This is a genomic window from Rhodococcus sp. NPDC060176, assembly GCF_042728675.1.
GTDB lineage: Bacteria > Actinomycetota > Actinomycetes > Mycobacteriales > Mycobacteriaceae > Rhodococcus_F.
On record NZ_JBHWYS010000003.1, the window covers coordinates 604607 to 628828 of the forward strand.

A 24222-nucleotide genomic window follows, 5' to 3' on the forward strand; every position below is an offset into this window, starting at 1 on the left:
TGTCCTTTGTGAGATGACTGATTCGTTTTCGACGGTACCGGGTGGATCTGTGGATTCGCTGGGGGTTGGCACCCTTTTCACGGGGTCGGCACCCGTTCCGGCAGGTCGGAAGGGGTGCCAACTGTCAGCAAAGGGTGCCAACTCCCGGGTGGGTCAGCCCACGTAGCCGGGCGGCATGAGTACGGACTTGGTCTCGCAGAAGGCCTCGAGGCCCTCGGGTCCGTTCTCGCGGCCGATACCGGAGTTCTTGTACCCACCAAACGGTGATCCGGGATCGAAGGCGTACCAGTTGATCGCGTAGGTACCCGTGCGGATCTGCGCGGCAACTTCGAGGCCGTGGTCGATGTCGGTGGTCCACACCGATCCGGCGAGGCCGTAATCCGAATCGTTGGCGATCTTGATGGCCTCGTCCTCGGAGTCGTACGGAATCACCGAGAGAACGGGTCCGAAAATCTCCTCGCGTGCGATGGTCATCGAGTTGTCGACGTCGGCGAAGATCGTCGGCTCGACGTACCAGCCCTTGTCCAGACCGGCGGGGCGTCCACCACCGAGTACGACGCGTGCGCCTTCTTCCTTGCCCTTGGCGATGTATCCCTCGACGCGCTCACGCTGCTTCTCGGAGATCAGCGGGCCGAGTTGTGCTGCAGGATCGGACGGATCGCCGACGGTCATGAAGCCTGCGGCGGTCTTCATTCCCTCGATGACCTCGTCGTAACGCGAACGGGGAGCGAGGATTCGGGTCTGAGCGACGCAGGCCTGACCGGTGTTCATCAGCCCGGACATGACGAGCATCGGCATTCCGGCGGCGATGTCGGCGTCCTCGAGGATGATCGCGGCGGACTTGCCACCCAGTTCGAGGGAGCAGCGCTTGAGGTTCTGCGCGGCGATGGCACCGATCTTGCGGCCGACGGCACTGGATCCGGTGAAGGTGATCTTGTCGATGCCCGCGTGCGAGACCAGGTATTCGCCGGTCTCGGCTCCGCCGGGGAGCACGGAGATGACGCCTTCGGGAACGCCTGCCTCGGTAAAGATCTCGGCAATCACGTGGACGGACAGTGGGGATTCGGGTGCGGGCTTGAGCAGAACCGTGCAGCCGGCGAGCAGGGCGGGTGCCAGCTTGTTGATCGCCAGGAACAGCGGGACGTTCCAGGCCAGCACGGCGGCGACGACGCCGACGGGCTCACGGGTCACCTTGGTCTGCCCGAATGCGCCGGTGCGCTTCTCTTCCCACGCGAACTTGTCGGCCAGTTCGGCGTAGTAGCCCAGCGTCGCCATCGACGGGGTCTGCTGCATCATGCCGACCATGGCGGGCGGCTGGCCCATCTCGTTGGAGATGAGCTGGTTGATTTCCGCGCTGCGCTCTTCGATCAGCTTGGCGGCCTTGGCGAGGATCGCGCCGCGCTCGGCGGGGGTGGTGCGTGACCACGGTCCCTCGAACGCCGCGCGGGCTGCGGACACGGCCGCGTCGATGTCTGCCGGTGCTGCGATGGGACAGCTGCCGACGCGCTCCTCCGTTGCGGGAGAGAACACTTCGAGTACCTGGTCGGTGGCCGGGGCCACCCATGCTCCACCGATGTAGAGCTTGTCGTAGTCAGTCATCAATTCATTCCTCGGTGTTGTCGGTCGCCGCGAGGGCATACGCGTCGTCTGCCTGTGCGGTGTCGGTGAAACTGGTGAATCCGTATTTCTCGTGCGGTCCGATGGCGGCTACCTCGAAAAGGCCGGTGCCGGTGTGGGTGTTCGCGCCTTCCGTGAGCGTGAAGGACGCAAGATTGTCGACGGGGGAGAACATGCGTTGGAACGGTTCGATCTCGTGGACCTTGTGGCGCAGTCCCTGTACGACGAGTTCGCCCTGCCACATTCCGTGACGCCAGTCCTGCTCGAGTCCGTAGCCGGTGCCGATTCCGATGTAGTTGGCCAGCAACAGTTCGCAGGTGACGGTCAGGACTTCACCGCTTGGCCGGTGGAATGTGATGGTTGCTCCGGTGACGTCGCGGGTGTCGGGGCAGAACGTCAGTTCGTGTTCGGGCCGGCCGAGCCATTCGTTGTCCCTGGTTTCGTCCGGCCACACTCGCATGGCCTCTTCGACTATGCGCCTGCCCTGCTCGTCTTCCTGCATGATCACCGAGATCGTGAACTCGTCGAACTGCATGACAGCGTAGATCCAGAAGAAGTTCTGGATTCCGTCGACGGCGCGTCTGCCTTGCGGTTCGGCTTCACCGACCGGACGCACACCCCACGAGCGGTCGCGGTTTCCCCGCCATGTCTTCGGGTCGATCGCGAACTCCTCCCCGTCGACGGTGAGCGATCCGGTCCAGGTTCCGGTTTGCAGGAAGCGCGAGGTGTCGAACGTGACCCGTTCGAGTTGGCGACGAAAGTGCTTGGGCTCGAGCGCCGCCGGGATGGTGGCGTCGAAGGTGATGTCGAAGGAGAGATCGTATTCGCTGCCCGGTTCGAGGACGACGCGGAGCTTCTGCAGTCCTTCCAGCACTTCGATGCGCAAAGGTCCGACGGTGGTGTCGGTACGGTCGGCGCCCAGAGCCTTCGACATACGGGCAACGATGTGGTCGTCACCGCGGCGCAGTACCGCGAAGGCGTCCATGACGCCGAGGTTGGGGTACTGGCCGAGTCCGACGATGAGGAACACGTCGGGGGATTCGGTGGGGTAGCAGTTGAAGTAGTAGCGGTCGTAGAAGTTTCGATCCGAGGTGGCTACGTGACGGATCGGTTCGGCGATCTGGTGAACGGGGTAGTCGTCCATCGGTGAGAGCATGTCAGGCCAACCTCTCCCAGTAGGTACCGTCCAGCATGGCGGCCAGCGAAGCGCGGTGCATGATCATGTCGTCGGGGTCTTCGGGTCGCTGCGACTGGCCGAAAGCTATGGCACGGGCCTGGATTCGCCACATGATGACCGCCTGACGCAGTGCGGCATAGGTAACGTAGAACTCCAGATCGTGTGGGGTGTGGCCGGTGATCTCGGCGTAGGTCTGCGCGAGATCCGGCAGTCTCAGGAAGTCGGGAAGGCCGGGTAGGTTCGCCAGGCCGGCGATGTCCTCGAAGAACCTGTGCAGGAATGCCATCCAGCCCAGATCCATCTCCCTTGGGCCGAGAGTTGCCATTTCCCAGTCGAGTACGGCTACCGGCGCGAAGTCCTGGTACATGACGTTGCCGATACGCGAGTCGCCCCAACAGAGCACGGCCGGCGAATCGTCCGCGGGATTGTTCTCCTCGATCCAGTCGAGGGCACGTTCGATGAGCGGTGATCTGATGCCGTCGGAGACCACCCACTCGTAGTACGCGCGCTGTTCGGCGATGTGTGCCGTGAATGCCTCTCGTGCAGTCGTTCCCGAATTGGGGAGCCGGAGGAAGTCGAAACGCTCACACGGCTTGTCGATGTCATGCAATTGAGCCAGGACGTCGACCGAGCTGCGCTGGAGGGTCTTTCGCTGCCCGGGGGACGCTTCGGTGACCCACGATCCGAAGTTGTACGGCATGACGTCAGGTGGCACGTCGCCGGAGATGCGTTCCATCACGAAGAACGGCGCACCCAACGCGTCCGGGTCGGATTCGGACCAGTACACGGCAGGTACGGGCACCGCCGAGTGCTCGCGCACCTGAGCCATGGTGCGGAACTGGGATTCGAGGTCGTAGGTCGGAAACACCGGCATGGTCGATTCCGTCGGTGCCACCCGAGCGACCAAGGGATGATGTTCGCCGTCCCAGGTGGCGTCGAAGAGGATGGTTTCGCTGGACATGCCGTTGGCTGCGGGCAAGGTGACGTCGGCGACGGTCACAGTGGATTCGCTCGGCACCTTGCCGGCCATCCACCGTTCCAGGCGCTCACGGAGATCTTCGGTGTCGCGGAGGGAATCGCTCGGTCGGGCGACCTGGGCGTGATGCTCGGTTTCATCGGTCGAAGAAGCAGTCGAGGCAACGTCAGATGAGGAAGCGTCTGGGCTCACGGTCACCTCCTTCCCGTAGGCGTCACGTGCAATGCCCGTAACGGTGTGAGTCAGAACACTAAAACACGTTACAGAAATTGGGAACAGGTGGCACCCGTTTAGTGGGACTCCCTGCGGATTTATCGGGGAAGAACGCGTGTCAGATAACGGCGGTGAGCGCGAGCAAGCCCGCACCGGTCAGAGTTCCGGCGCCGCCCAGCTCGGCGGGAACGATCCGGAGCCCGGCGATGAACGACAAACGGGCATGTCGGGCAGCCGCGTCGAGCATCGGTTCCCACAGCGGTGCACCCGACTGTGCGAAACCGCCACCGATCACCGCGAGGTCCACGTCCAGGAGGGCAGCCGCAGAGGCGATGGCACCACCGAGCGCCGTGCCTGCGCGGTGAAGCGCGTCCACGGCGATCGCGTCGCCGCTGCGTGCACCCTCGGCTAGTTCACGGCCGGTGTTCCCCGACCAGCCCTGGCTACGAGCCCATCGCACCGCGGACGGTCCACTGGCCACCGTCTCGAGGCAGCCGACGCCCCCACAGCTGCACGGTTCGGCAGAGCCTGGAACGACGAGGTGACCGATGTGGCCCGCGTTGCCGGTTCGACCTTGCGTGATCTCTCCGCCGAGAACAATTCCGCCGCCGATTCCCGTAGAGACGACCAGGCTCAGGAGGTTCGGGTTTCCGCGTCCGGCGCCGTGGTGGAACTCCGCCAGCGCCGCTGCCGCCCCGTCCATGGCGAGGGCGGTTCCGGCGTCGGGAAAGAGGTTACGGACGCCCGCGACCAGCTCGAATCCCTGTGCCCACTCGGTGATGTTGATGGGAGCGACGACGCCGGAGACGGTGTCCACCGGCCCGGCGCAGGCGATGCCCACACCGTCGACGCCTCGGCCGTCGGCGACTCGCTCGAGTAGCGCTGCGCACGCTCCCCACGGGTCGGTCTGCGGCGTCGGCACGCTGTCGAACACGGGAACACGGCCATCCTCGGACACGACGCCGGCAGCCATCTTGGTGCCACCGATGTCGAGTGCGAGGCGCATGCCGCTATCGCTTTTCGAGAACCACGACGAGGTTGCTCACCAGGAACTCCCGCAGGCCGGGGACTCGGACCATCCACCACGCCCACGACGGGTGGTAGCGCGGGATCGCGGCGAGCAATGTTCCCTGGCTGGTTCCACGGGCCCAGCGTAGGCCGTCGGTGGCGCCGACTTTGAACAACGACACCCCGAATCTGTTCTTCGGTTCGCGTCCGGTCTTGCGGAGGTACCGCTTGGCCGCGTACTCGCCGCCCAGCGCATGCCACGGCCCGGTTTCGTGGCCGCCGAACGGACCCCACCACAAGGTGTACGAGAGAACCATCAAGCCGCCGGGCTTGGTCACGCGCAGCATTTCCTCCGCCATCAGCCACGGCTCACTGACGTGTTCGGCCACGTTGGAGGAGAAGCAGATGTCCACCGACGAGTCCAGGAACGGCAGCGCCAAACCGGATCCACGCACCGCCCCTCCTACCGTCAGACCTGCCGCATGCATCTCCGAGGGATCGGGTTCGACGGGAATGTAGCGGGCACCGGCGGCCTGAAAGACCTCCGCGAAATAGCCCGGCCCGCCGCCCACGTCGAGGACGGTGAGGCCGTCGAGGGATCGCCCGGTGTGACCTTCGTGCAGGTCCGAGATCAATTCGACGGAGTCGCGTGCGAGCGCACCGTAGAAGATGTCGGGTGCGGTCTGCTCGTGGCGGAAGTCGCTGAGCAGGCCGAACGAGCGTTTCAGGGTTGCCCGTCGGCCGAAAATGCGGGTCACTGCGGGCTTGGTCACGGGTAGCAACTTTAGCCACTGGGGCGCCCGGTCCACGAACACCGTCAGGAGCGCGGCAATACGGACGCTCGAACAGTTAGGGTGTTCGGCAGGGTTACCGGCCGGTCAGGCGGGGCATCCCGCAGGATCGCCCGAATCGTGGTGGCCACCGACCAACTCAGGGAGTAACGCACGTGCGCGAGGTTCTGTTGCTCTGCTGGCGCGATACCGGGCATCCCCAGGGCGGTGGAAGCGAGCGTTACCTCGAGCAGGTCGGATCCCAGTTGGCCGAGCGCGGCATCAAGGTGACGCTGCGGACGGCGTCGTATCCCGGAGCGCCCGCGTCGGAGGTTCGTGACGGCATCACCATCAGCCGAGCGGGTGGACGTTTCAGTGTGTATCCCCGCGCTCTGGCTGCCATTGCCGCTGGGCGTCTGGGTTTCGGATCGCTGAAGGGCATTCGCCCCGACGCGGTGATCGACACCCAGAACGGCATCCCCTTCTTCTCCAAGACCGTGGCGGGTGCGCCGGTCACGCTTCTGGTCCATCACTGCCATCGTGAACAGTGGCCGGTGGCAGGCAAGCTCGTCGGTCGGATCGGCTGGTGGGTCGAATCGCGATTGTCACCGCGCACCCATCGACGTAGTCAGTATCTGACGGTGTCGCTTCCCTCGGCGGAAGAATTGGTAGACCTCGGTGTCGAGCGCGAACGAATTGCCGTGGTGCGCAACGGTGCCGATCGGCTTCCCGTCGGCGTCGACGCGGGTGGTTCGATCACCAGGGCCGAGCGTCCCACCATTTCGGTTCTCTCACGGCTGGTGCCGCACAAGCAGATCGAGGACGCACTCGAAGCTGTCGCGGCGCTGCGGCCGACGCTTCCAAGCATCCATCTCGACGTCATCGGTGGTGGTTGGTGGGAGCAGAACCTGCGTGATCGTGCCGCCGAGTTGGGGATCGGTGACGCCGTCTCGTTCTACGGTCACGTCGACGAGGCTCGTAAACATGAACTACTGGCGCAGTCGTGGATTCATCTCATGCCTTCGCGAAAAGAAGGATGGGGTCTTGCAGTCATCGAGGCTGCGCAGCACGGTGTTCCGACGATCGGCTACCGCAGTTCCAAGGGCCTGACCGATTCGATCGTCGACGGAGTGACCGGGCTTCTGGTCGGTGGCGAGCATGCCGGCGACGGTGACATCGCTGATCTGACGCAGGCTGCCGGCACCCTGCTCCGCGACCACGAACTCCGCACGGTGCTCGGTGAGAAAGCTCGCGTGTGGTCCGGCGAGTTCTCCTGGGAACAGACCGGCACCGGAGTCCTGGAGGTGCTGTCTGCACACAAGGACGGTCGGTGGGTCTCAGGACTGGCCGCGCCGCGTGAGTCGAATTCGGTTCTGGTTCAGTCCGACTGAGATCAGCGCGATCACGCCCATCAGTATCCACGCGAGATGCGCGACTATGACGGCAGTTCGGGCGCCGGTCGAGGCTTCCTGTGTGGCAACGTCTCCCGGTACTCGGTAGAGCTCGAGATCGTCGTCGGCGAAGACCTGCTCCAATCCGTCGAGCGTGGTTGCCGAGTTGCCGAGTTGACCTGGTGTCCCGCGCTCGATCAGTACCCATCCGACTCCGAGATCGGCCAACTGCGTAGGACTTCCGCCGGCCAGCAGTAGGTCCTCGACCCGAGTTGCCCGAGTCCCCTCGCCGCCGACAGCACCACCGGCAACCACCAGTTGGCCGGTCTGCAGAACGTCGAGGGGCAGGAAGCGTGGTGCAGGGTCGAGTACCGGCGCATCACCGCTGTAGGGGAAGGCACGGAACATTCCGGCGGGAAGCACTGCAACGTCACCGGTTTCGTCTCGCAGTTGCTCGGCCACCACGGCCCAGGACCCGGGATAGTGCACGGGTTTCAACGCGCCGCCGACGCCCCACACCAGATCCGGCAGCGCCACGATCGTCACCACGACGGCGGCGATCGAGAATGCCGGGCGGGGAACGGTGAACCGATTGCCTGCCCACATCACCGCGGCGGCGGCAGCGAGTGCGTAGAACGGTACGGCCAGCGCGACCCACTTCTGCGCGTCACGCAGCAGACCGGCGCCGGTGAACACGTCGACCGACCATCTGCCGACGTCGAGTCCCCACGGGGTGGCGCCCAGGGTCGGAGCCAGCACAGCAAACAGGGCCAGCGCGCCGAGTCCGCTGACAACGGGGTTTCGCCGTCGTCGCCACAGAGCGGGCACACCGGCGAACACCACGACTAGCAGAAGAAGTGTTCCGATCAATGCGAAGAGTGTTGTGCGCGTGGACGGTATCGCTGCCGAGTTCCAGATACCGCCGAGACCGGCGAGACTGCCGAGGGTCGCGAGACCGGGTTCCGCTCGGGCGGCAAAGGCGGCGACTCCCGCCGGATCGGAACCGTCGCCCGCTGCTCCGGATACGAAGGTGGCGACCAACCACGGCGAGGCTGTGACGAGGAAGAGTCCGACAGTGCCGCAGATACGCCTCGGAGCGGAGGTGCGCCCTCCTGGGGAGGCAACCACCACCAAGGCAGCCGCCAGAGCGAGCAGAGCGCCGGTAGGTGTCAGGCCCGCGAATGCCAGTGACGCGGCCAACGCCCACCACGATCCGGGCGTTGCTCGGCGAACTCCGATTCCGGCACACACGATCCACGGCAGTGCGGCATATCCGGTCAGCAGACTCCAATGTCCTTGCAGCAGGCGCTCGGCCACATACGGGTTCCAGAGCATCACCGTCGACGCGACGAGTTGTGGACCGAGACCGGCAGTCGGCAGCAGAACGGCGACCATGCGCGCCGCACCCCAACCGGCGATCCAGAGCGCCGCGAGCAGGATGAACTTGACCACCAGTCCGCCGTCGATCACGGTGCTCAATGCTGCGATCAGCGCGTCCTGGGGAACAGCGCGGGCTGCGGCGTCGGTGAGTCCGAGGGCCGAGTCGGTCAGGTACGAGCGCGGCGTGCTGACGGCGTCGCGCAGCAGGAGGTAGCCGGGGCCGAGCAGCGGTCCGAGGATCAACAGTGCCAGCGCCAGGCTGTACGCCGCAGGCAGGTAACGGCGGTATCCGGCTTGCACTGTCATGACGCGCACGATACGTGGTGCATCATTACTGCCATGTCTCGCCAACCACTCGATCGCGCCGCCGCGGCCGGGGTCGGCATGGTTTTGGTGGGATCGATGACGGCCAATGTCGCGTCGTACCTGTTGGCGTGGTTGGCCAGTAGATGGTTGGGGCCGGTCGGCTACGGCGAGTTCGCGAGTCTGCTTGCCGCCCAGTTGGTACTTGCGGTTCCGGCGTTGGCGTTGCAGACGGTGGTGGCCCGCGAGGCGGTGCGTGGCAAGAGTACAGATGCGTTGCGGTCGTTGGGGTATCGATGCACGGCGATCGTCGCCGTCCTCGCGGTGGCGCTGGCTCCGGCGATGGCGTGGCTGCTCGACACCGGAATCGTGGCGGCGTTCTCGGCGTTGGTGACCGCGCCCATGTTGGTTCTGTTGGCCACGGAGCAGGGGTTGTTGCAGGGGCACGGTCGATTCGGCACTCTCAGTGCGGTACTCGCCGGCGCCGGGGTGATGAAAGTCCTTCCGGCAGTGATCGTTCTGGCATTCGGCGGCGGAGCAGGTGCGGCATTGGTCGCGGGCGCGGCCGGAACCGCGGTGCTGGTGGCGATAGTGCGCGTGGTCGACCGAACCGTCTCGGTGAGCGAGGACCGGCCGGTGCGTATCGGCGTCGTCTCCGTGCTCGCGGCGTCGCAGGTTCAGCTCGCGCTTATCGCGTTGTCCTCGCTGGACCTGCTGATCGTCCGCGTCGTCCTCAGCGAATACGACGCCGGTGTCTACGCACTGGGCGCCGTCGCTACGAAGGTCGCGTTCTGGCTGCCGCAGGCAGTGGGCGTCGTGCTGTACCCGAAGATGGCGAACCCGGCGCACTCGGCACAGGCGGTTCGCTCGGCTCTGGCGGTGCTCGTCGGTATCGGCGCCGTCTTGGTTCTGGGGGCGGCGGTTGCCGGCCCGCTGGTGCCGATGCTCGTGGGCGACGCGTACGCCGCCGTGGCTCCGATGCTGTGGGCCTTCGCCTTGCACGGTGCAGCGCTGGCGGTACTCCAGGGTGCTTTGCTGTCCGCAATCGCGTCAGAACGCACACGAGTGGCCCTTCTGGCATGGGCAGGGCTGGCTGTGGAGGCGACGGTCATGCTGGTGTGGGCGAAGACGCCGGGAGAGTTGATCGGTGTCGCCGTCGTGGTTGCGTCGACGACGGCGTTGGCGGTGTCCGTCGCCGCGGTGCGAAGTGCCGACCGCGCCGGGCCGGCCCCTCGCAGCGGCGTCAGTTCTCCAGACGCGTGAACAGATCGTCGAAGTAGTCGAGCGTGCGCATCGCGGTGTAGACGGATCCGTAGTTGATGTTCCCACCCGTGTAGACGACGTTGTCGCCTTGAACTGCGCGGATACGGTTCCACATCGCGCGGTCGTCGCTGACGGGATCCACGCCGGGCGCGGTGGTGACGATCATTCCGTCGGCCGAGTCGAGAGCAGTCACCAGATTTTCGGTGGAGATCTCCTTCTGTCCCTCGACCGGCCACTGGAGTTGCACGCCGAGGTCTTCGGCAACCTGCGTGGAGATGCCCTTGCGGTTGACGCCGTTGACCTTCTGGTTCACGTAGTTCAGCAGCACGATCTGCTTGCTCGCCAAGCTCTGGGCATGGCGTTCCTTCAATCCGGCTGCTTTGTCCTCGTACGCTCCGATGACCTGACGGACGTCGGGGTTCTCGGTGCGCCCCAGCCAACTCGCCAACTGATCGATGTTCTCGCGCCAAGGGCGCGTGAAGTCCATCGGAAGCACAGGCGCTGTCTGGCTCAACTGCTGCAGCGGCCACATGTCGGAGGCCTCACCGATGTCGGTGCAGATGATCAGGTCCGGTTCCAGCGCGAGAATTGCCTCGACGTTGACCGGTGCCTCGAACACCTGCGCCGTGGGATCAGCAGGAACCCACGGCTCGGCGGCGTCGAAGCTGTAGGCGATGACCGGAAGGCCCATCGCGACGGCCGGTTCGAGGTCGAGTCGGGAGTCGATGGCGACGACGCGCTTCGGGGTGAGCGGAATGTCGTAGGTTCCGAGAGAGGTCGTGACCGTGCGCATCCCGGACGCATCGCCTTCGGTCCCGGCGGATCGTGCGCAACCGGCGGCGAACAGCCCGGAGAATGCTGCCGTACTGACCACGAATCTCCGCCGCGTCAGATCGCTGACACAGATGTGCGACCCCAGAACTGTTGATGCGGGCATGTGGCTCCTCGTGCTCGGGGTGATCTGGACTTCCAAAAAACGCTAAGCCCGTGACCGTGCGGAGGGAACCATCCGTCGCGCCAATCCGTACGCCGATCCGGCAACAACATCCCGAAACGCAGTAGAGCGCCCCTTCCGTGTGGAAGGGGCGCTCTACTTACTGTCTGAATCAGTCCTTGCGCAGATCCGGACGCGGGATCACCTGAGTGTCGTCCGAGGTCCAGTCGTGCTCACCCGGAGCCGGCTCTGGCGAGGCCTGGCCGCTGGGATTCTGGTTCGTTCCGCCGTGTGCAGCGCGGGCCGGAGTTCCGCCCTTGCCGCCGCGAAGGCCGAGGAAGATACCGGCGATCAGCGCGATGACGCCGAGGACACCTGCCACGATCGGGACGGTGCGGCCGAAGAGCGAGAGCTTGTCCATGCCGTCACGTGCCTGCTGGACCTGGTACTCGATGGTCGCTTCGTCGAAGGGCAGGGTGACCTTGAGAACCTCGACGTCGACGGCATCCTTGTTGCGTCCGTAGTACTGGTGCAACTGCTCCTGGCCCTTGACGACAACGCCGGTCTTGGGCTCGACCCACAGGTCACGGACGTTGGTGTACCAACGCGTCATCGTGATCGGAGTAGCGCCACCGGGAACGCCCCAGGTGTCGGCGGGCAGGCTCAGCTTGTTGGTGGGGGAGTTGACGACCTTCGACAAGTCGACGGGATCGATCGTCTGCTGGAAGTGGTAGACCTTCAGACCGTTGATCTCGGTCTCTTCGACGAAGTCGATGTCCTTCGTGGCGCGAGCGTTCAGGTCGAAGTAGGGGTAGCTCTTCTGTTCCGTGTTGAACGGGAACTTGTACTGCAGACCGTCGCGGGAAACTTCTTCGGCGGGCTGGTCGCTGGAGGTCTGGACGGTTCCGACCGGATCGTTGGTCGGCATCGAGCTGACACGATCGAGCGTGACGCGGTCCAGGGTTGCGGTCAGCAGCCCGGTGTCGCCCTGCTTGTCGGTACGACGGACCGTCTGGCCGGCTTCGACGGTGATGATGTCGGCGTCGGACGGGTCCTGCGTGGTGACGTAGCGCTGAGCGACGATCGGCACGTTGGTGTCGACCTGTGCCTTACCGCCGAGGAGGGCCGCCGAGTTGAGGACGCTACCGGTGCCCGTGGCGACGGTGGTCACCTCGAGGTCGAGTGGCGTCTTCTCCAGCTTGCCTACCGTGTAGGTAGGAATGAGGATGGCGATGGCCAAAAGGAAGGCACCGAGGCCCACCAGAATGCAAGGAAGTATCCGGCTCGGCCCTGAGCGTTCCGCCATGCTGTGACTCCTAACCCGTTAAGTCTTTCGAGGTTCCCCAACCGGCACAATATGAGCTGCGCAGATCGCATGGGGCCCCCGATGGACACCATGTGTGGCAGAACACTAACAGTCCACCGGCCCGGTTTGTCGCATGAGGGCATGAATTGGCCAGGCATTTTGTTGCGAGTCCCTGGTGGTTTCCCTCAATCGGCCTGGGGTGCACACTTATCCGTGATGATCAGTTCCACGAATTCCTCTCAGACGGTCCCGCCACAGGCTCGGGGCTTCGTTCCAGCTTTGGACGGTATGCGTGGATTGGCCGCGCTCGGCGTCCTCGTCACCCATGTCGCGTTCCAGACGGGTGAAGCTCAGTCGGGTGCGATCGGGCGCGCGTTCGGCCGACTCGATCTCGCCGTAGCGGTGTTCTTTGCTTTGTCCGGATTTCTGCTGTGGCGCCCCCACGCGGCAAAGGCTCGCGGAATCGGGCAGCCACAGTCGACCGTCCGGTACTGGATCTCCCGCGCGACGCGCATTCTGCCGGCGTACTGGGTGGCAGTGGTCCTGATCCTGCTGTTCCTGCCCGGCGCGGGCGGGGGCTACCAAGTGTGGCTGGCGAATCTCGGGTTGGCGCAGGTATTCGTGCCGTTGACACTCACCGAGGGGCTCACACAGATGTGGAGCCTGTCGGTCGAGGTGGCGTTCTACCTCCTGCTGCCGTTGTTCGCCTTCCTGATGGTGCGACTCCGTGGCAACTCGGCCCGGTTCCGGCTGCCGCTTCTGCTCGGGGTCTCGGTCTTGGCCTTGACGTGGGCGTTCATTCCGATTCCGACGCCGGACGCCATCCACCACGACAACTGGCTGCCCGGCTACCTGCCGTGGTTCGGCGCCGGCATGATCCTGGCCGAGCTGGCAGTTGGCCCGTCGACGTGGGTGCATCGCCTCGCGCACCGTCGGGTACTCCTGACCTTTGTTGCCTTGGTCGCCTTCGTTCTCTCGTGCACCGATCTGGCCGGGCCCGAAGGTCTGGTGCGGCCGGAGCCGTGGCAGTACGCGATCAAGATTGCTCTCGGCGCGATCATCAGCTTCTCGTTGATCGCGCCACTGGTTCTGCGCGATCAATCGCAGCATCGGTTCCTGGCCAGTCCCTTGGCTCTGGCAATTGGACGTTGGTCCTACGGACTGTTCATCTGGCACCTGGCCGTATTGAACGCTGTGTTCCCCGTGTTCGGCATAGTTCCGTTCTCGGGCAGCTTCTTCTACGTCCTGGCCCTTACGGTCGTCCTGAGCGTCGCTGTGGCCTCGGCCAGTTACGCGTTGGTGGAGGAACCGGCGCGCGTTGCGGTGACGCGGTGGGAGAAGCGTCGCCACATCGGTGAACCGGCAAAGGGCAGCGCGGCCAACCCGGTCACGACCAAGGCGACCAACATCGAGAACTGAATCGCGAACGAGTCACCCACGTAGCCGCCCGGTGCCCGCCACGGTCCCGTCGAGAGCAGCGTGATGCCGATCATCGCCGCCACGCCGGCAGTGCCGACCAGGATTCGTGCGGTTCGAGCCGGGCCGAAGAATCGCAGCGCGGCGAGCCCGAGGATCGAGCAGACAACCGCGATCGCCGCTCCCACTCCGCCGCCGATGACGGTGGCCGCCGCGAGCACGCCCACCCATCCCGCCGCGACGCTGCGCCACGGTCGGGGCGGTGTGAGGGGCTTGGACTCTCGGCGAGCGGGGACAGAAGCTGCGAACAGCAGCGGGATCAGCAACACGAGTCCGCCGAAGATGCCGAGGCGGTACCAACGGTCACTGGGGAAGTCGATGGTGACGGTTCCCGCGGTGCCTGCCGGCACGATCCAGCCCTGCTGCCATCCGTTCACGACCACCGGCGTCAGTTCGGAACCGTCCGGCGCCGTGGCGATCCAGCCGATGCTGGTGCTCTCGGGATTGACGATCAGCTGATCGGTGGACGAGTTCGTGACGGTGAGTTCGCGGTGATTCGCTGTCCACGCGCTCGATTCGAGCGGTGTATTCCGTTGCGCGGCTGAAGGACCGACCGCCGTCAGATCGAGGTTGTCGACCGAGAACGCCGGGCCGGGTTCGACGACCACCTCGGGCTGTCCAGCAGGCAGGGGCGTCGACGCGTTCGGGCCGCACGCAAGTGCCTCGATCGGTGCGCCGGTGCGTAGCTGCGCCGCCGTCGCGGTAATCGAGGTGGGGAACTGCTGTCCGGCAACCGAAATGGTCGGGCCCTCGCCACACGGGACGGTGACGGTGCGGTTGTCGAGTGCGTCCGTGTTCTGTACTCCGGAATCGGCGATCGGGGTTCCGTCGGCCCCGATGACACCGACCTCGGCGAGGCCGGTGGGCTGCGCCTGGGCGAAGCCGAGTGCTGTTTGATCGAGGACCGGCTCCCAGCCGGTGATACTCAGGACGATCTTGTCGGTGACATAGGGGGAGAGGGGAACTCGACTGGTCTGAGGTGTTTCGAGCTCTCGGACCTGCGGGCCGTTGCCGAGGTTCACTGCGACGCTGGTCGGCAGCGATGGGAGGGTGCCGAGCCCCCGCGTGATGTCCAGTCCGGTGACCAGAGTCGGCTCGGGGAGGGTCAGTGTCAGAGTCGGTTTCGGGCCGCCGGGTTCGGTGGTGCGCTGCGGGGCCGACCACGTGGTGCGTGTGTCCCCGTCGGTGGCAGCGAAGGCAGATCCGCGGGTGTCGCCGATGTCGCTCGAACCCGAAGCCGTGATTCGGCCGGGGACGGAAAGGAGGTCCTCGAGGGCGTTTCCTTGACGCGCTCGGACAGTCAGTGCCGGTGCAACTACGGTGTTTTCGGGAACCGAGAGCGTGCGCTGGAAACGGCTCGGCTCTTCGGGTATCGCCATGAACGCATTGCTGCATCGCACGCGGTCCGTCGAGTCCGCGCACGCATTGCGGCCGGGGAACTCCTGGCTCAGATTCCAGGCGTTCACGGATGCGCCCGTCGGCGTACTCGGCAGGACCGTGTCGAAACTGATCGGTACGGTCTCCGGCGCATTGCGGTCGGAGAAATCCTCGACAGAGAGTTCACTGATGCCGAACTGTGTTCCGGGTGAACCATTTTCGGTGTGAGTCGCAGTGATGCGCACCCACGGCGTATTGCCGCCCGGGATCGAGACGGTGATGGGCTCGCCCGGACGCTCCACCTTCACCGCCGTGCTGCCGTTCGGCGTCGAGACCTCGAGCCATTTGACGGGGGCGCCGATTGCCGCGGCACTGGTGGTCAGGTGGAGCAGGCCACTGGAAATCGGTGCGTCGAAGTCGATCTGCAGCCACTGACCCAGCGCGCGCTCGATGCCGTTGCTGAACCAACCGGTGGCCGGATCGCCGTCGACCGTCGATGCGGGACTGCTCGACGGTGAAGTGCCGCCCAGCTGGGTGGCATCTGAGGCGGCGCTGGAAACGGTGATCGAAGCTCCGCTCCAGCGGCCTTCCACGAGAGGCGTGTTCGCAACCGGATAGTCGGGAACCAAGTTGTAGGTGCGACGAGCGTCGTCGGGGGTGCGTAGCGCGGAACTGTGGTTGTCGACCTGACCGAAATCGGTTTCTCGATCGCGTGGGGTGTCGGTGACGGTGACCGAATCGACCGGCAGTCCCGCAGCTTCGGCGTCGGCCGCCAGGATCATCGGCCCGGTCCCCGGAACCAGTCCGCTTTCGTGAAGGCGCACAGTCGATTCCGGCCCGCCTTGAACGCGCGGAACCTGGTTCAGGGCTACGGAGTACGGTCCACTGACCGCCGTGGTGCCGTCCGGCGGGGTGACCTCGAAGATCTCGATGGCGGGGTAACCGGGGCGCAAATCGCTGTCTGCGACCAGCCCTTCGATCGGTTCGGGGCTGTTGTCCTCACCGAAGTGCGCGACTCGTTCGATTCCAGGAGAGCCTTCGACCGCTTGATGCACGAGAATCGGCCTGGCTGAGCGCGACGTTTCGCCGTCGAGGTCGTTGCGCATCACCAGGTAGTGGATGCCCTGCCCGAGCAAGGTCTGCGCGAGTCCGTCCGACGGGCGTCCGTCGGCGATCAGACGTTGCACCGAATCGAGCGCGCGAATCGCGCCGGGCGGGGTCAGCGGGACCGAATCACGCACTGCCCACGGCGTACTCGCCAATGCCTGAAGCGGCTCGTCACGCGTCAGGCCCCAGACCTGGCTGCCGAATGGCGCTCCGGGGACGACCAGGGCACGTTCTGCTTCCGATCCGGGTGAGGTGTTGTCCTCGAGCCACTGCGCTGCTTCGTTCCAGTACGAGGGGACGTCAGGGTACGCACCGCGGGGAGCGAGCTTTCCCGTCCAGGCCAAGGCGGTGGAGAGGGTGAGGGCGACAAGGATCAGGCTGGTCAGTGCGACCATCGGTTCGCGCTCGGGATGGGCGAACGCGCGTCGCCATCTGGTGAGCGGAACCGATCCCGGTAGCGGCACTTTGGCGAGTAGATGTGCGAGTCCGAGCACCAGCGGCAGACGGACCAACGGCTCGAGCTTGTGGACGTTGCGCAGCGGAGCGCCCGCCGAGTCGAGGAACAGGCGCACCGACTCCGACACGGGCGAGCTGAGTTCACCCACGTATCCCGCGGCCAGGCCGGTGATACCGACGAACAGGATGAGCGTCAGCCTGCCGCGAGCAGGCATGGACCGCATGCAGAGCCCGGCGAGACCGGCGGCGGCAACAAGACCGGTGGCGACGACTGCTGCGGGCTGGGTGACCAGTACGGCGCCGGCAATGCGTTCGGGGGAGACGAACGGGGTCCAGCTGTCCGTGCCGCGAAGTATCTCGGCGAGCGATGCCCACTGAGTGGTGACACCGGCGGACTCGATGTAGTCGAGGAACGGTGGGCTGATCTTGCCGAGCAGCAGGAGCGGAACGATCCACCACAGGGTGCCGAGAGCGACGAACAGGGCCCACCAGGCGGTGAACGTCAGCCACGTTCGGTTGGGTTTGTGCGAGAGCCACCAGATGATCGCGACAAGGCAGGCCGCGGCGGTGGCGACGGCATTGATCGAACCCATGAGCGCGACGGCGAGGGCGGATTGTGCGGCCAACCGCCTCAACCCCCGTGAGCGGTTAGGGAGTCCAGGGACTCCTTTTCCACGCACAGGGCCGAAGGCCAAAACCACCGGCAACAACACCCAGGGCGCCAACATCATCGGCAGGGTTTCCGAGGAAATCGAGCCGAGCGTGGTCAGTACGCGGGGAGATAGAACGAAGGCAACCGCTGCGATGACGCGCGAACTACGGCTGCCGATTCCGAGAGCCTCGGCAACTCGGATGATGCCCCAGAAACCCGCGATCAGGAGCAGAGCCCACCAGATGCGCTGGGTGATCCACGGCGGAACGTTCGCCAACTCGCCGAGCGCGAAGAACGGCCCGTGCGGAAAGAAATATCCGTAGGCCTGGTTCTGAACCTGGCCGAGCGGGGCCTGACTACTCCATTGATGCGACGCGCGTTCGAGGAAACCGAACGGATTCTGCGTCAGGTCGTACTTGGTGTCAGCGGTGATCAGACCCGGCGATTGCAGAAAAGTGAGAAGAAACGCTACGACGGAGGCGCCGAACAGCCACCGCTTCGACAGGGGCTCTGCCGACGGGGCGGTGTCTACCGAAGACACCGCTGCGTCGGCGGAAGAACGGGAACTCGCGAGGCCTGCGCTCTCAGCGGCTGCCGTACTCAACCTGGTTCAGCACGGAAGAATCTGCGTTTCCGCTGCGGTCGATCTCGGGACGAGTGTTGTCCGACGCGGCGGCCGTGACACCGAAGATGACGCCGGCACCCAGAACGGCACCGATGACAGCGCTGGCCACACCGGGGACAAGGAACTTCGTCATCGCGGATCTCCCAATTGGTCGTTAGTCGGTCGTTCGCAGTCGGACGGACTTACCGGCCCGTACGAACTGCTCGGGTCAAGGTATCACCCGCACTCGGGAATCCGGACGATTACCCTCGTGACGTGCTGGTCAGTCGAGGGTTTCCGCACCGAGCGCGGTCAACAGGGTGCGCAGTTTCGTGGACGTTTCGTCGAGCTCGTCCTGCGGGTCCGATTCGGCGACAATTCCGCCACCCGCGCTGGCCCAGGCACTGAGGCCGTCTGCATTGATCTCGGCGCAGCGGATGGCAACCACCCAATCTCCGTCGCCGGCATCGTCGCACCAGCCGACGGCGCCCCCGTAGAAACGGCGTGGCTCCTCGGTCTCGCGGATGACTTTCAGCGCCGCGTCAGTGGGCGTTCCGCACAGTGCCGGCGTCGGATGCAGGGCGATAGCGAGGTCGAGCGCAGTTGTATCGTCTCGCAGCGTGCCGCGGATCGGGCTGGCCAAGTGCCAGACCTCGTGGGTATTGGTCAGCTCGGGTATCGCCGGTACCGACAAGTCACTGCACATCGGTTGCAGGATCTCGCGGATCCATGAGGTCACGAAGGCGTGCTCGGCCAGGTTCTTCGTCGAATGCAGAAGGCTCTCGCCTGCCTCGCGGTCTCGATCGGCGTCGGTGGACCGCTTTGCGGTCCCGGCCAACGGGCGACACGTCACGACGCGCCCGCGTCGACTGACCAACACCTCGGGCGTTGCGCCGACCAGGCTGTGGCCCTCGAATTCGGCTCCCGCCGCAGAGAGATCGACGGCAAAGGTGTTGGCGACGGGATTGAGCGCCGCCATGCGTGCGGCGAGCGCAGCCGGGGAGATCGGGGTCTGCGTCCGAAGCTCCACAGTGCGAGCCGCGACAACTTTGTCGACCTCTCCACTGCGGAGGCGTCCGATCAACTTTTCCACCCGACGAAGATGCTCCGACGACGACGGGATCTCTCGGCCCACCCGGGTCGTGGGCAGCGGCTGGGGATCAACCGGTTGCCACGGCCTGGGCGTGATCGTTGCCTCGGCAGGCTCGTACAACGCCGTTGCGGCAGCCGGGTCGAATGGGAGAGCACCGACGATCAGCTTTGCCGAACCTGCCGACATAGCGTTGGCAGCCGCGTCGGAGCTGTCGAAGCTGCGTCGTACGCCGCGGGTGACAACGCTGTGATCGGGGCGCGAGAGAACAAAACCGTCCATGGTGCATTCGACACTAGTCGGCCGCGGATCAGGAATGCGCGAAGGTCACTTCCCCGGAGGGACGATCAACACCGGCCGATGACTGTGACGCAGAACATGATCCGCGACGCTGCTCTGCAATAGCGACCGCAAACCCGTCGTACCGCGGGTGCCGGTCACGATGATGTCGACGTCCAATTCGTCTGCGGTTTCGACGATTGCAGACCAGATCGCGGATCGGCACTCGGCGCTTCTACCTTCGACGGTCAGGCCCGCGGCTTCAGCCAGAGCGACGCCCTCGGCGAGGGTGACTTTGGCGTCGGTGTACGCGATGTCCTCGACGTCGTCGTCGGGAACCCACTCCGGTTGCATCACCCCGGACAGGCCGGACATGCGAGCGGCCTGGCGAACCATCGGCTCCCAGGCGGTGACGAGAACAGCACGATTGGCGGAGAGGAAACGCCCCGCATAGTTGACGGCGCGCTTGGCGTTGTCGGAACCGTCGTACGCGATGAGCATCAGACCTTGTGGCATCACGACCTCCTCGTCAGCGGGGGGAATCGGTTCTCTTCCAGGCTACCGTCCCGATGTGCCCGTGAGGGAGTGTATGGGTACCGGGTCCGTTACGGTCGAGGTATGCGGATCAAGTTTCTGAAGGCTGCGACGACCATTGCTTTGTGCGGAGGGTTGGTTGCGGGATGCTCAGGCGAAAACGGGACCGCTGATCCTGTTTCGAGCGCCCCGACCAGCACCAGTACCGAGATCACGTCGACGCCTGCGGCATCGAGCTCCGCACCCGTCGCCGCGTCGTGCGGTAGCGACCTTCTGGCTTCGCTCTCCCTGCGTCAGAAACTTGCCCAGCTGCTCAACGTCGGCGTCACCGGGACCGACGACGCGTTGTCGATAGTGCAGAACGAGGAGATCGGCGGCATCTTCGTCGGAAGTTGGACCGATCAGTCGATGCTCACCAATCGCGAAGTGCCGCAGGTTGCTTCGGCGTCGAAGTTGCCCCTGATGGTGACGATCGACGAGGAAGGTGGACGGGTCTCCCGCGTCGCGGACATCCTCGGACCCGATCCGTCGGCCAGGGAAACGGCGCAGACCATGACAGTGGAACAGACGTACCAGATGGCACTCGAGCGTGGACGTGGGTTGAAGGATCTCGGGATCACCGTCAACTATGCCCCCGACGTCGACGTCAGCAGCCAACCCGACGACTCCGTGATCGGGGACCGCTCGTACTCCGACGACCCCCAGACCGTGGTTGCCTACGCCGGTGCGTACGCGCAGGGTATGCGCGACGCCGGAATCTTCCCGGTGATCAAGCACTTTCCCGGTCATGGCAGCGCGTCGGGTGACTCGCACCGCGGTGAGGTGACCACGCCGCCGCTGCAGGATCTGATCGCGTCGGACCTGATTCCCTTCCGCGAACTGTCGGGAACCGGAGTCGGCGTCATGATGGGTCACCTCGAGGTTCCCGGTCTGACCGAGCCCGGTACCCCTGCCAGCATCAGCCCCGCCGCCGTTGCCTTGCTTCGCGACGGAGTGGGTTACGGCGCAGCGCCGTTCACCGGTCCGGTATTCACCGACGACCTCAGCGGTATGCAGGCGATCACCGACCGATACGATATTGCCGACGCAGTTCAGGCTGCACTCGCGGCAGGAGTCAATCAGGCATTGTGGCTGACCACCGATGACGTACCGCGGGTTCTCGACCATCTCGAGCGGGCCGTCGCGTCGGGTGCGCTTCCGCAGGCCCGAGTCGATCAGGCCGTCGTCACGGTTGCCGCGGCCAAAGGTGCCGTGACCTGCTGAGTCGAAGTTGCGATTCGACGCACAATCTTACCGTAGAGTAAGATCGACATTTACCCTGTGGTTGGAGGAAGCATGGCCGGCGGTACCAAGCGACTGCCACGCGCAGTGCGTGAGCAGCAGATGCTCGACGCAGCTGTGGACGTGTTCTCCGACAGGGGGTTTCACGAAACTTCGATGGACACCATCGCGGCAAAAGCCGAGATCTCGAAGCCGATGCTGTACCTGTACTACGGCTCGAAGGAAGAGCTGTTCGCGGCGTGCATTCATCGTGAAGGACTTCGCTTCCTCGAGGCCCTCGCCCCGGCCGGCGCGCCCAACCTGACTCCGCGTGAACAATTGCGCGCCGCTCTCGAGGGGTTCCTCGGGTTCGTGGGCGCAAACCGCAAGTCGTGGATGGTGCTCTACCGTCAGGCCGTCGGGCAGCAGGCTTTTGCGGGAACCGTGCAGTCCAGTCGCGATCGATTGATCGAGTTGACCGCGCATCTGCTCGAGTCCAGCACCAAGGATCCGGATGCCGCGCACGATTACGGGATCATCGCCATCGCGCTCGTCGGCGCCGGTGAGGCGGTAGCGGACCGGGTCGCGGGTGGGGAAATCGAAGTGGATGCCGCAGCGGACCTACTCGAATCCCTCGCGTGGCGCGGTCTGTCGGGCAAGAAGAAGTCCGAGTAGCTCTCAAACCAAACCACATCGCGTGAACGTATCGCTCCCCTTGCTGAACAAGGGGAGCGATACGTTCACACTGTCGGGGCGGGGTCGGAAACGCACCAGCCCAACCAGTTCAGTCCTGGGTCAGCGCAGCGTCGCCGTGACGTGCGGGTAACCCTTCTTCGGGTGACGCAGCGACAGATCCCAGCCGTCATCGGTGCGGTCGGCGTAGGCATTCAGCGTCGCCGGTAGCAGAATCGGCTTGCCGAAACGCACGCTGTACGTGACCTTGTCCGCGACGGAACCCTCGACGGTCCGCAGAACTGCCGCGGCACTCCACATTCCGTGAGCAATGGTCTTCGGGAAACCGAAAGCCTTGGCGCCCAGGGACGAGACGTGAATCGGATTGCGGTCGCCGGAGACTGCGGCGTACTTGCTGATCGTGGTCTGGTCGACGCGGATGGTGCTCATCGGCATCGGCGGAACCTCGTCGGCCTTTGGCTCCGGTCCGGGCTGGCCGGACAGCGAGGTCTTCTGCTGGTTCAGGAAGCTCGAGGTCTGTCGCCAGACCAGTTCCCGTCCCACCCGAATTTCGGTGACCACGTCGATCAGCAGGCCCTTGCGGTGCTCACGCAAGTTCTCGGCGTGTACCGAGAGGTCCAGCGGTTCGCTGACGGAGATGGGCCGCAGCGATTCGATGACGTTCTCGGCGTGAACGGAACCGACGGCGGCGAAGGGGAAGTCCTTCGACACCATCAGCTTCATCACGGTCGGGAAAGCCAAGGTGAAGGGATAGGTGATCGGCAGAGTGTCGCCGAACCGCAGTCCCGTCACACGGCAGTACGCCGCCAGATTGTCGGTGTCGACCTTCAATCCGGTGAGGGTGAAAGTCTGCTGTGGCACCGAGCGCGAGTTGGACTTGTTCCACGGCAACAATCCCAGTACCGCGCGGGAGTAGATGTCGAGGGTCTTCGGCTGTTCGGTGAGCGCGACGGTCTTTGCTGCCATCATGCGCCCAGAAGGCTCTGGCCGCAGACGCGAACGACCTGTCCCGTAACGGCATTGGAGGCCGGGCTCGCGAAGTATGCGACGGTCTCGGCGACGTCGACGGTCTCGCCGCCCTGCAGGAGCGAGCTCATGCGGCGGCCGGCTTCGCGGGTGGCGAAGGGGATGGCTGCGGTCATGGCAGTCTCGATGAAGCCTGGTGCGACGGCGTTGATGGTGATGTTCTTCTTGGCCAAGACGGGAGCTTCGGCGTGAACGAGGCCGATGACGCCGGCCTTGGAGGTGCCGTAGTTGGTCTGGCCGCGGTTGCCCGCGATGCCGGCGATGGAGGAGACGTCGACGACGCGGCCGCCTTCCTTGAGGGCGCCCTTCTCGACGAGGTGCTCGGTGATCTTCTGTGGTGCAAGAAGATTGACGTTCATGACCATGTTCCAGCGGCCCTCGTCCATGTTGGCGAGGGTCTTGTCGCGGGTGATGCCGGCGTTGTGGACGATTATGTCCGCGCCGCCGTGACGCTCGAGGAGATGAGCTGCGAGGACCTCGGCTGCGTCGGCTGCCGTGACATCGAGAGCGAGGGACGTGCCGCCGACCTTGTTCGCGGTCTCGGACAGCGCTTCGCCGGCGGCCGGGATGTCAGCGCAGACAACGTGCGCGCCGTCGCGGGCAAGCACCTCAGCGATGGTGGCACCGATGCCGCGGGCTGCACCGGTAACGACGGCAACCTTGCCTTCGAGCGGCTTGTCCCAGCTTGCGGGTGCGACGGAATCTTCAGCACCGACGACGATTACCTGACCGTCGACGAAGGCGGACTTGGCCGAAAGAAGAAAGCGCAGAGTCGATTCCACGCCGGAGAGTCCGGTGGACGCCTTGGGGGAGACGTAGACCAGCTGAGCGGTGGAGCCGCGCTTGATCTCCTTGCCGACGCTACGGGTGAAGCCTTCGAGGGCGCGCTGAGCGACATGCTCGTCGACGCTCGAGGTTTCTTCCGGCGTCGTGCCGAGAACGACGACGCGAGCCGACGGTGCGAGGTTGCGGATCACGGGCTGGAAGAACTCGAACAGCTGTTCGAGTTCGCTGACCTGAGTGATTCCGGTTGCGTCGAACACGAGTCCGCCGAAGCTGCTGTCGTGCGCCTGAGCTGCCGGGTAATCGGAAAGCAGTACGCGCAGTGGTTCCGCGAGCCGGCCCTTGCCGCCGATGAGGACAGGTCCGGCGAGTGCGGGTTCCCCTGCTTTGTAGCGACGCAGGTTCTCGGGCCTGGGCAGGCCTGCCTTCGACGCGATGAATGCGCCGGGGGCGGACGAGAGGAACTGTGAATAGAGGTCGGGAGCTCCCTTGCTGGCTGCCACGGTCCTACCTTCTGTTGTGTTTCGGGTTGTCTCTCACCGGGCAA

At 65.0% G+C, this 24222-nt stretch carries 18 protein-coding genes and 1 pseudogene; 5 read left to right on the forward strand and 14 right to left on the reverse strand.

The annotated features are described in order from the left end of the window. Nucleotides 1-153: 153 nt before the first annotated feature. The 5 genes from ACFWEM_RS17675 to ACFWEM_RS17695 form a co-directional block, all read right to left on the reverse strand. A complete protein-coding gene (locus ACFWEM_RS17675) occupies nucleotides 154-1599 on the reverse strand; it encodes an aldehyde dehydrogenase (RefSeq protein ID WP_003945530.1) in 1446 nt (481 codons plus the stop codon). Nucleotides 1600-1603: 4 nt separating this feature from the next. After that, nucleotides 1604-2773 (reverse strand): hypothetical protein, encoded by a 1170-nt coding sequence (locus ACFWEM_RS17680; protein ID WP_378535463.1) that lies wholly within the window; start codon nucleotides 2771-2773, stop codon nucleotides 1604-1606. Nucleotide 2774: 1 nt separating this feature from the next. After that, complete coding sequence (locus ACFWEM_RS17685; protein ID WP_378535465.1) at nucleotides 2775-3962, reverse strand: phosphotransferase family protein; 1188 nt, start codon at nucleotides 3960-3962, stop codon at nucleotides 2775-2777. 139 nt (nucleotides 3963-4101) lie between these two features. After that, the gene (locus tag ACFWEM_RS17690) at nucleotides 4102-4989 is read right to left on the reverse strand and encodes an ROK family protein (protein ID WP_378535467.1); all 888 of its coding nucleotides are present in this window, start codon (nucleotides 4987-4989) and stop codon (nucleotides 4102-4104) included. A 4-nt stretch (nucleotides 4990-4993) separates the two neighbouring features. After that, nucleotides 4994-5764, reverse strand: a complete 771-nt coding sequence (locus tag ACFWEM_RS17695) for a class I SAM-dependent methyltransferase (protein ID WP_378448792.1) — start codon at nucleotides 5762-5764, stop codon at nucleotides 4994-4996. Nucleotides 5765-5937: 173 nt separating this feature from the next. On the opposite strand from ACFWEM_RS17695, the gene ACFWEM_RS17700 reads away from it, so the two are divergent. Next, complete coding sequence (locus tag ACFWEM_RS17700) at nucleotides 5938-7152, forward strand: glycosyltransferase family 4 protein (protein WP_378535469.1); 1215 nt, start codon at nucleotides 5938-5940, stop codon at nucleotides 7150-7152. On the opposite strand, the gene ACFWEM_RS17705 is transcribed toward ACFWEM_RS17700, so the two are convergent. Then, complete coding sequence (locus tag ACFWEM_RS17705; protein WP_378535471.1) at nucleotides 7099-8838, reverse strand: hypothetical protein; 1740 nt, start codon at nucleotides 8836-8838, stop codon at nucleotides 7099-7101. The two genes, ACFWEM_RS17700 and ACFWEM_RS17705, sit on opposite strands and share 54 nt — an antisense overlap. A 33-nt stretch (nucleotides 8839-8871) precedes the next feature. On the opposite strand from ACFWEM_RS17705, the gene ACFWEM_RS17710 reads away from it, so the two are divergent. Continuing rightward, nucleotides 8872-10098, forward strand: a complete 1227-nt coding sequence (locus tag ACFWEM_RS17710) for a lipopolysaccharide biosynthesis protein (RefSeq protein WP_378535473.1) — start codon at nucleotides 8872-8874, stop codon at nucleotides 10096-10098. Here ACFWEM_RS17710 and ACFWEM_RS17715 read toward each other — a convergent pair. Both ACFWEM_RS17715 and ACFWEM_RS17720 read right to left on the reverse strand, forming a co-directional pair. Then, on the reverse strand, nucleotides 10079-11035 hold the full coding sequence (locus ACFWEM_RS17715; protein ID WP_378535475.1) for an ABC transporter substrate-binding protein: 957 nt from the start codon (nucleotides 11033-11035) through the stop codon (nucleotides 10079-10081). The genes ACFWEM_RS17710 and ACFWEM_RS17715 overlap by 20 nt on opposite strands. Before the next feature lie 169 nt (nucleotides 11036-11204). Further along, on the reverse strand, nucleotides 11205-12338 hold the full coding sequence (locus tag ACFWEM_RS17720) for a DUF3068 domain-containing protein (protein ID WP_378535477.1): 1134 nt from the start codon (nucleotides 12336-12338) through the stop codon (nucleotides 11205-11207). Between the two features lie 216 nt (nucleotides 12339-12554). On the opposite strand from ACFWEM_RS17720, the pseudogene ACFWEM_RS17725 reads away from it, so the two are divergent. Continuing rightward, a pseudogene (locus tag ACFWEM_RS17725) lies at nucleotides 12555-13604 on the forward strand (acyltransferase family protein); the annotation flags it as partial. 23 nt (nucleotides 13605-13627) lie between these two features. Here ACFWEM_RS17725 and ACFWEM_RS17730 read toward each other — a convergent pair. The 4 genes from ACFWEM_RS17730 to ACFWEM_RS17745 form a co-directional block, all read right to left on the reverse strand. Beyond that, complete coding sequence (locus ACFWEM_RS17730) at nucleotides 13628-17947, reverse strand: alpha-(1->3)-arabinofuranosyltransferase family protein (RefSeq protein ID WP_378536178.1); 4320 nt, start codon at nucleotides 17945-17947, stop codon at nucleotides 13628-13630. 43 nt (nucleotides 17948-17990) lie between these two features. Next, nucleotides 17991-18164 carry a DUF2613 domain-containing protein gene (locus ACFWEM_RS17735; RefSeq protein ID WP_003945488.1) on the reverse strand — a complete coding sequence of 58 codons (174 nt, stop codon included), beginning with the start codon at nucleotides 18162-18164 and terminating at the stop codon, nucleotides 17991-17993. Between the two features lie 129 nt (nucleotides 18165-18293). Further along, on the reverse strand, nucleotides 18294-19382 hold the full coding sequence (locus ACFWEM_RS17740) for an isochorismate synthase MenF (protein ID WP_378535479.1): 1089 nt from the start codon (nucleotides 19380-19382) through the stop codon (nucleotides 18294-18296). A 45-nt stretch (nucleotides 19383-19427) separates the two neighbouring features. Continuing rightward, the gene (locus tag ACFWEM_RS17745) at nucleotides 19428-19895 is read right to left on the reverse strand and encodes a universal stress protein (RefSeq protein ID WP_230815001.1); all 468 of its coding nucleotides are present in this window, start codon (nucleotides 19893-19895) and stop codon (nucleotides 19428-19430) included. A gap of 102 nt (nucleotides 19896-19997) precedes the next feature. Between ACFWEM_RS17745 and ACFWEM_RS17750 the strand changes: the two genes are divergently transcribed. Further along, a complete protein-coding gene (locus tag ACFWEM_RS17750) occupies nucleotides 19998-21176 on the forward strand; it encodes a glycoside hydrolase family 3 N-terminal domain-containing protein (RefSeq protein WP_378535481.1) in 1179 nt (392 codons plus the stop codon). A gap of 72 nt (nucleotides 21177-21248) precedes the next feature. Beyond that, on the forward strand, nucleotides 21249-21848 hold the full coding sequence (locus ACFWEM_RS17755; RefSeq protein WP_003945885.1) for a TetR/AcrR family transcriptional regulator: 600 nt from the start codon (nucleotides 21249-21251) through the stop codon (nucleotides 21846-21848). Nucleotides 21849-21968: 120 nt separating this feature from the next. Here the strand turns inward: ACFWEM_RS17755 and ACFWEM_RS17760 are convergent, their stop codons facing one another. Together ACFWEM_RS17760 and ACFWEM_RS17765 are read right to left on the reverse strand one after the other, a co-directional pair. Next, the gene (locus ACFWEM_RS17760; protein WP_378536181.1) at nucleotides 21969-22832 is read right to left on the reverse strand and encodes a MaoC/PaaZ C-terminal domain-containing protein; all 864 of its coding nucleotides are present in this window, start codon (nucleotides 22830-22832) and stop codon (nucleotides 21969-21971) included. Continuing rightward, nucleotides 22832-24178, reverse strand: coding sequence for a 3-oxoacyl-ACP reductase (locus ACFWEM_RS17765; protein ID WP_003945596.1), 1347 nt, complete (start codon nucleotides 24176-24178; stop codon nucleotides 22832-22834). Before ACFWEM_RS17765 ends, ACFWEM_RS17760 begins: the two co-directional genes overlap by 1 nt. Nucleotides 24179-24222: the final 44 nt, after the last annotated feature.

Bases quoted from the DNA above. Each gene is read 5' to 3' on its own strand.
- ACFWEM_RS17755 (WP_003945885.1), top strand. From the start codon at position 21,249: ATGGCCGGCGGTACCAAGCGACTGCCACGCGCAGTGCGTGAGCAGCAG.
- ACFWEM_RS17750 (WP_378535481.1), top strand. From the start codon at position 19,998: ATGCGGATCAAGTTTCTGAAGGCTGCGACGACCATTGCTTTGTGCGGA.
- ACFWEM_RS17740 (WP_378535479.1), bottom strand. From the start codon at position 19,382: ATGGACGGTTTTGTTCTCTCGCGCCCCGATCACAGCGTTGTCACCCGC.
- ACFWEM_RS17760 (WP_378536181.1), bottom strand. From the start codon at position 22,832: ATGGCAGCAAAGACCGTCGCGCTCACCGAACAGCCGAAGACCCTCGAC.
- ACFWEM_RS17745 (WP_230815001.1), bottom strand. From the start codon at position 19,895: ATGCCACAAGGTCTGATGCTCATCGCGTACGACGGTTCCGACAACGCC.
- ACFWEM_RS17675 (WP_003945530.1), bottom strand. From the start codon at position 1,599: ATGACTGACTACGACAAGCTCTACATCGGTGGAGCATGGGTGGCCCCG.
- ACFWEM_RS17715 (WP_378535475.1), bottom strand. From the start codon at position 11,035: ATGCCCGCATCAACAGTTCTGGGGTCGCACATCTGTGTCAGCGATCTG.
- ACFWEM_RS17735 (WP_003945488.1), bottom strand. From the start codon at position 18,164: ATGACGAAGTTCCTTGTCCCCGGTGTGGCCAGCGCTGTCATCGGTGCC.
- ACFWEM_RS17705 (WP_378535471.1), bottom strand. From the start codon at position 8,838: ATGACAGTGCAAGCCGGATACCGCCGTTACCTGCCTGCGGCGTACAGC.
- ACFWEM_RS17680 (WP_378535463.1), bottom strand. From the start codon at position 2,773: ATGCTCTCACCGATGGACGACTACCCCGTTCACCAGATCGCCGAACCG.
- ACFWEM_RS17720 (WP_378535477.1), bottom strand. From the start codon at position 12,338: ATGGCGGAACGCTCAGGGCCGAGCCGGATACTTCCTTGCATTCTGGTG.
- ACFWEM_RS17690 (WP_378535467.1), bottom strand. From the start codon at position 4,989: ATGCGCCTCGCACTCGACATCGGTGGCACCAAGATGGCTGCCGGCGTC.
- ACFWEM_RS17710 (WP_378535473.1), top strand. From the start codon at position 8,872: ATGTCTCGCCAACCACTCGATCGCGCCGCCGCGGCCGGGGTCGGCATG.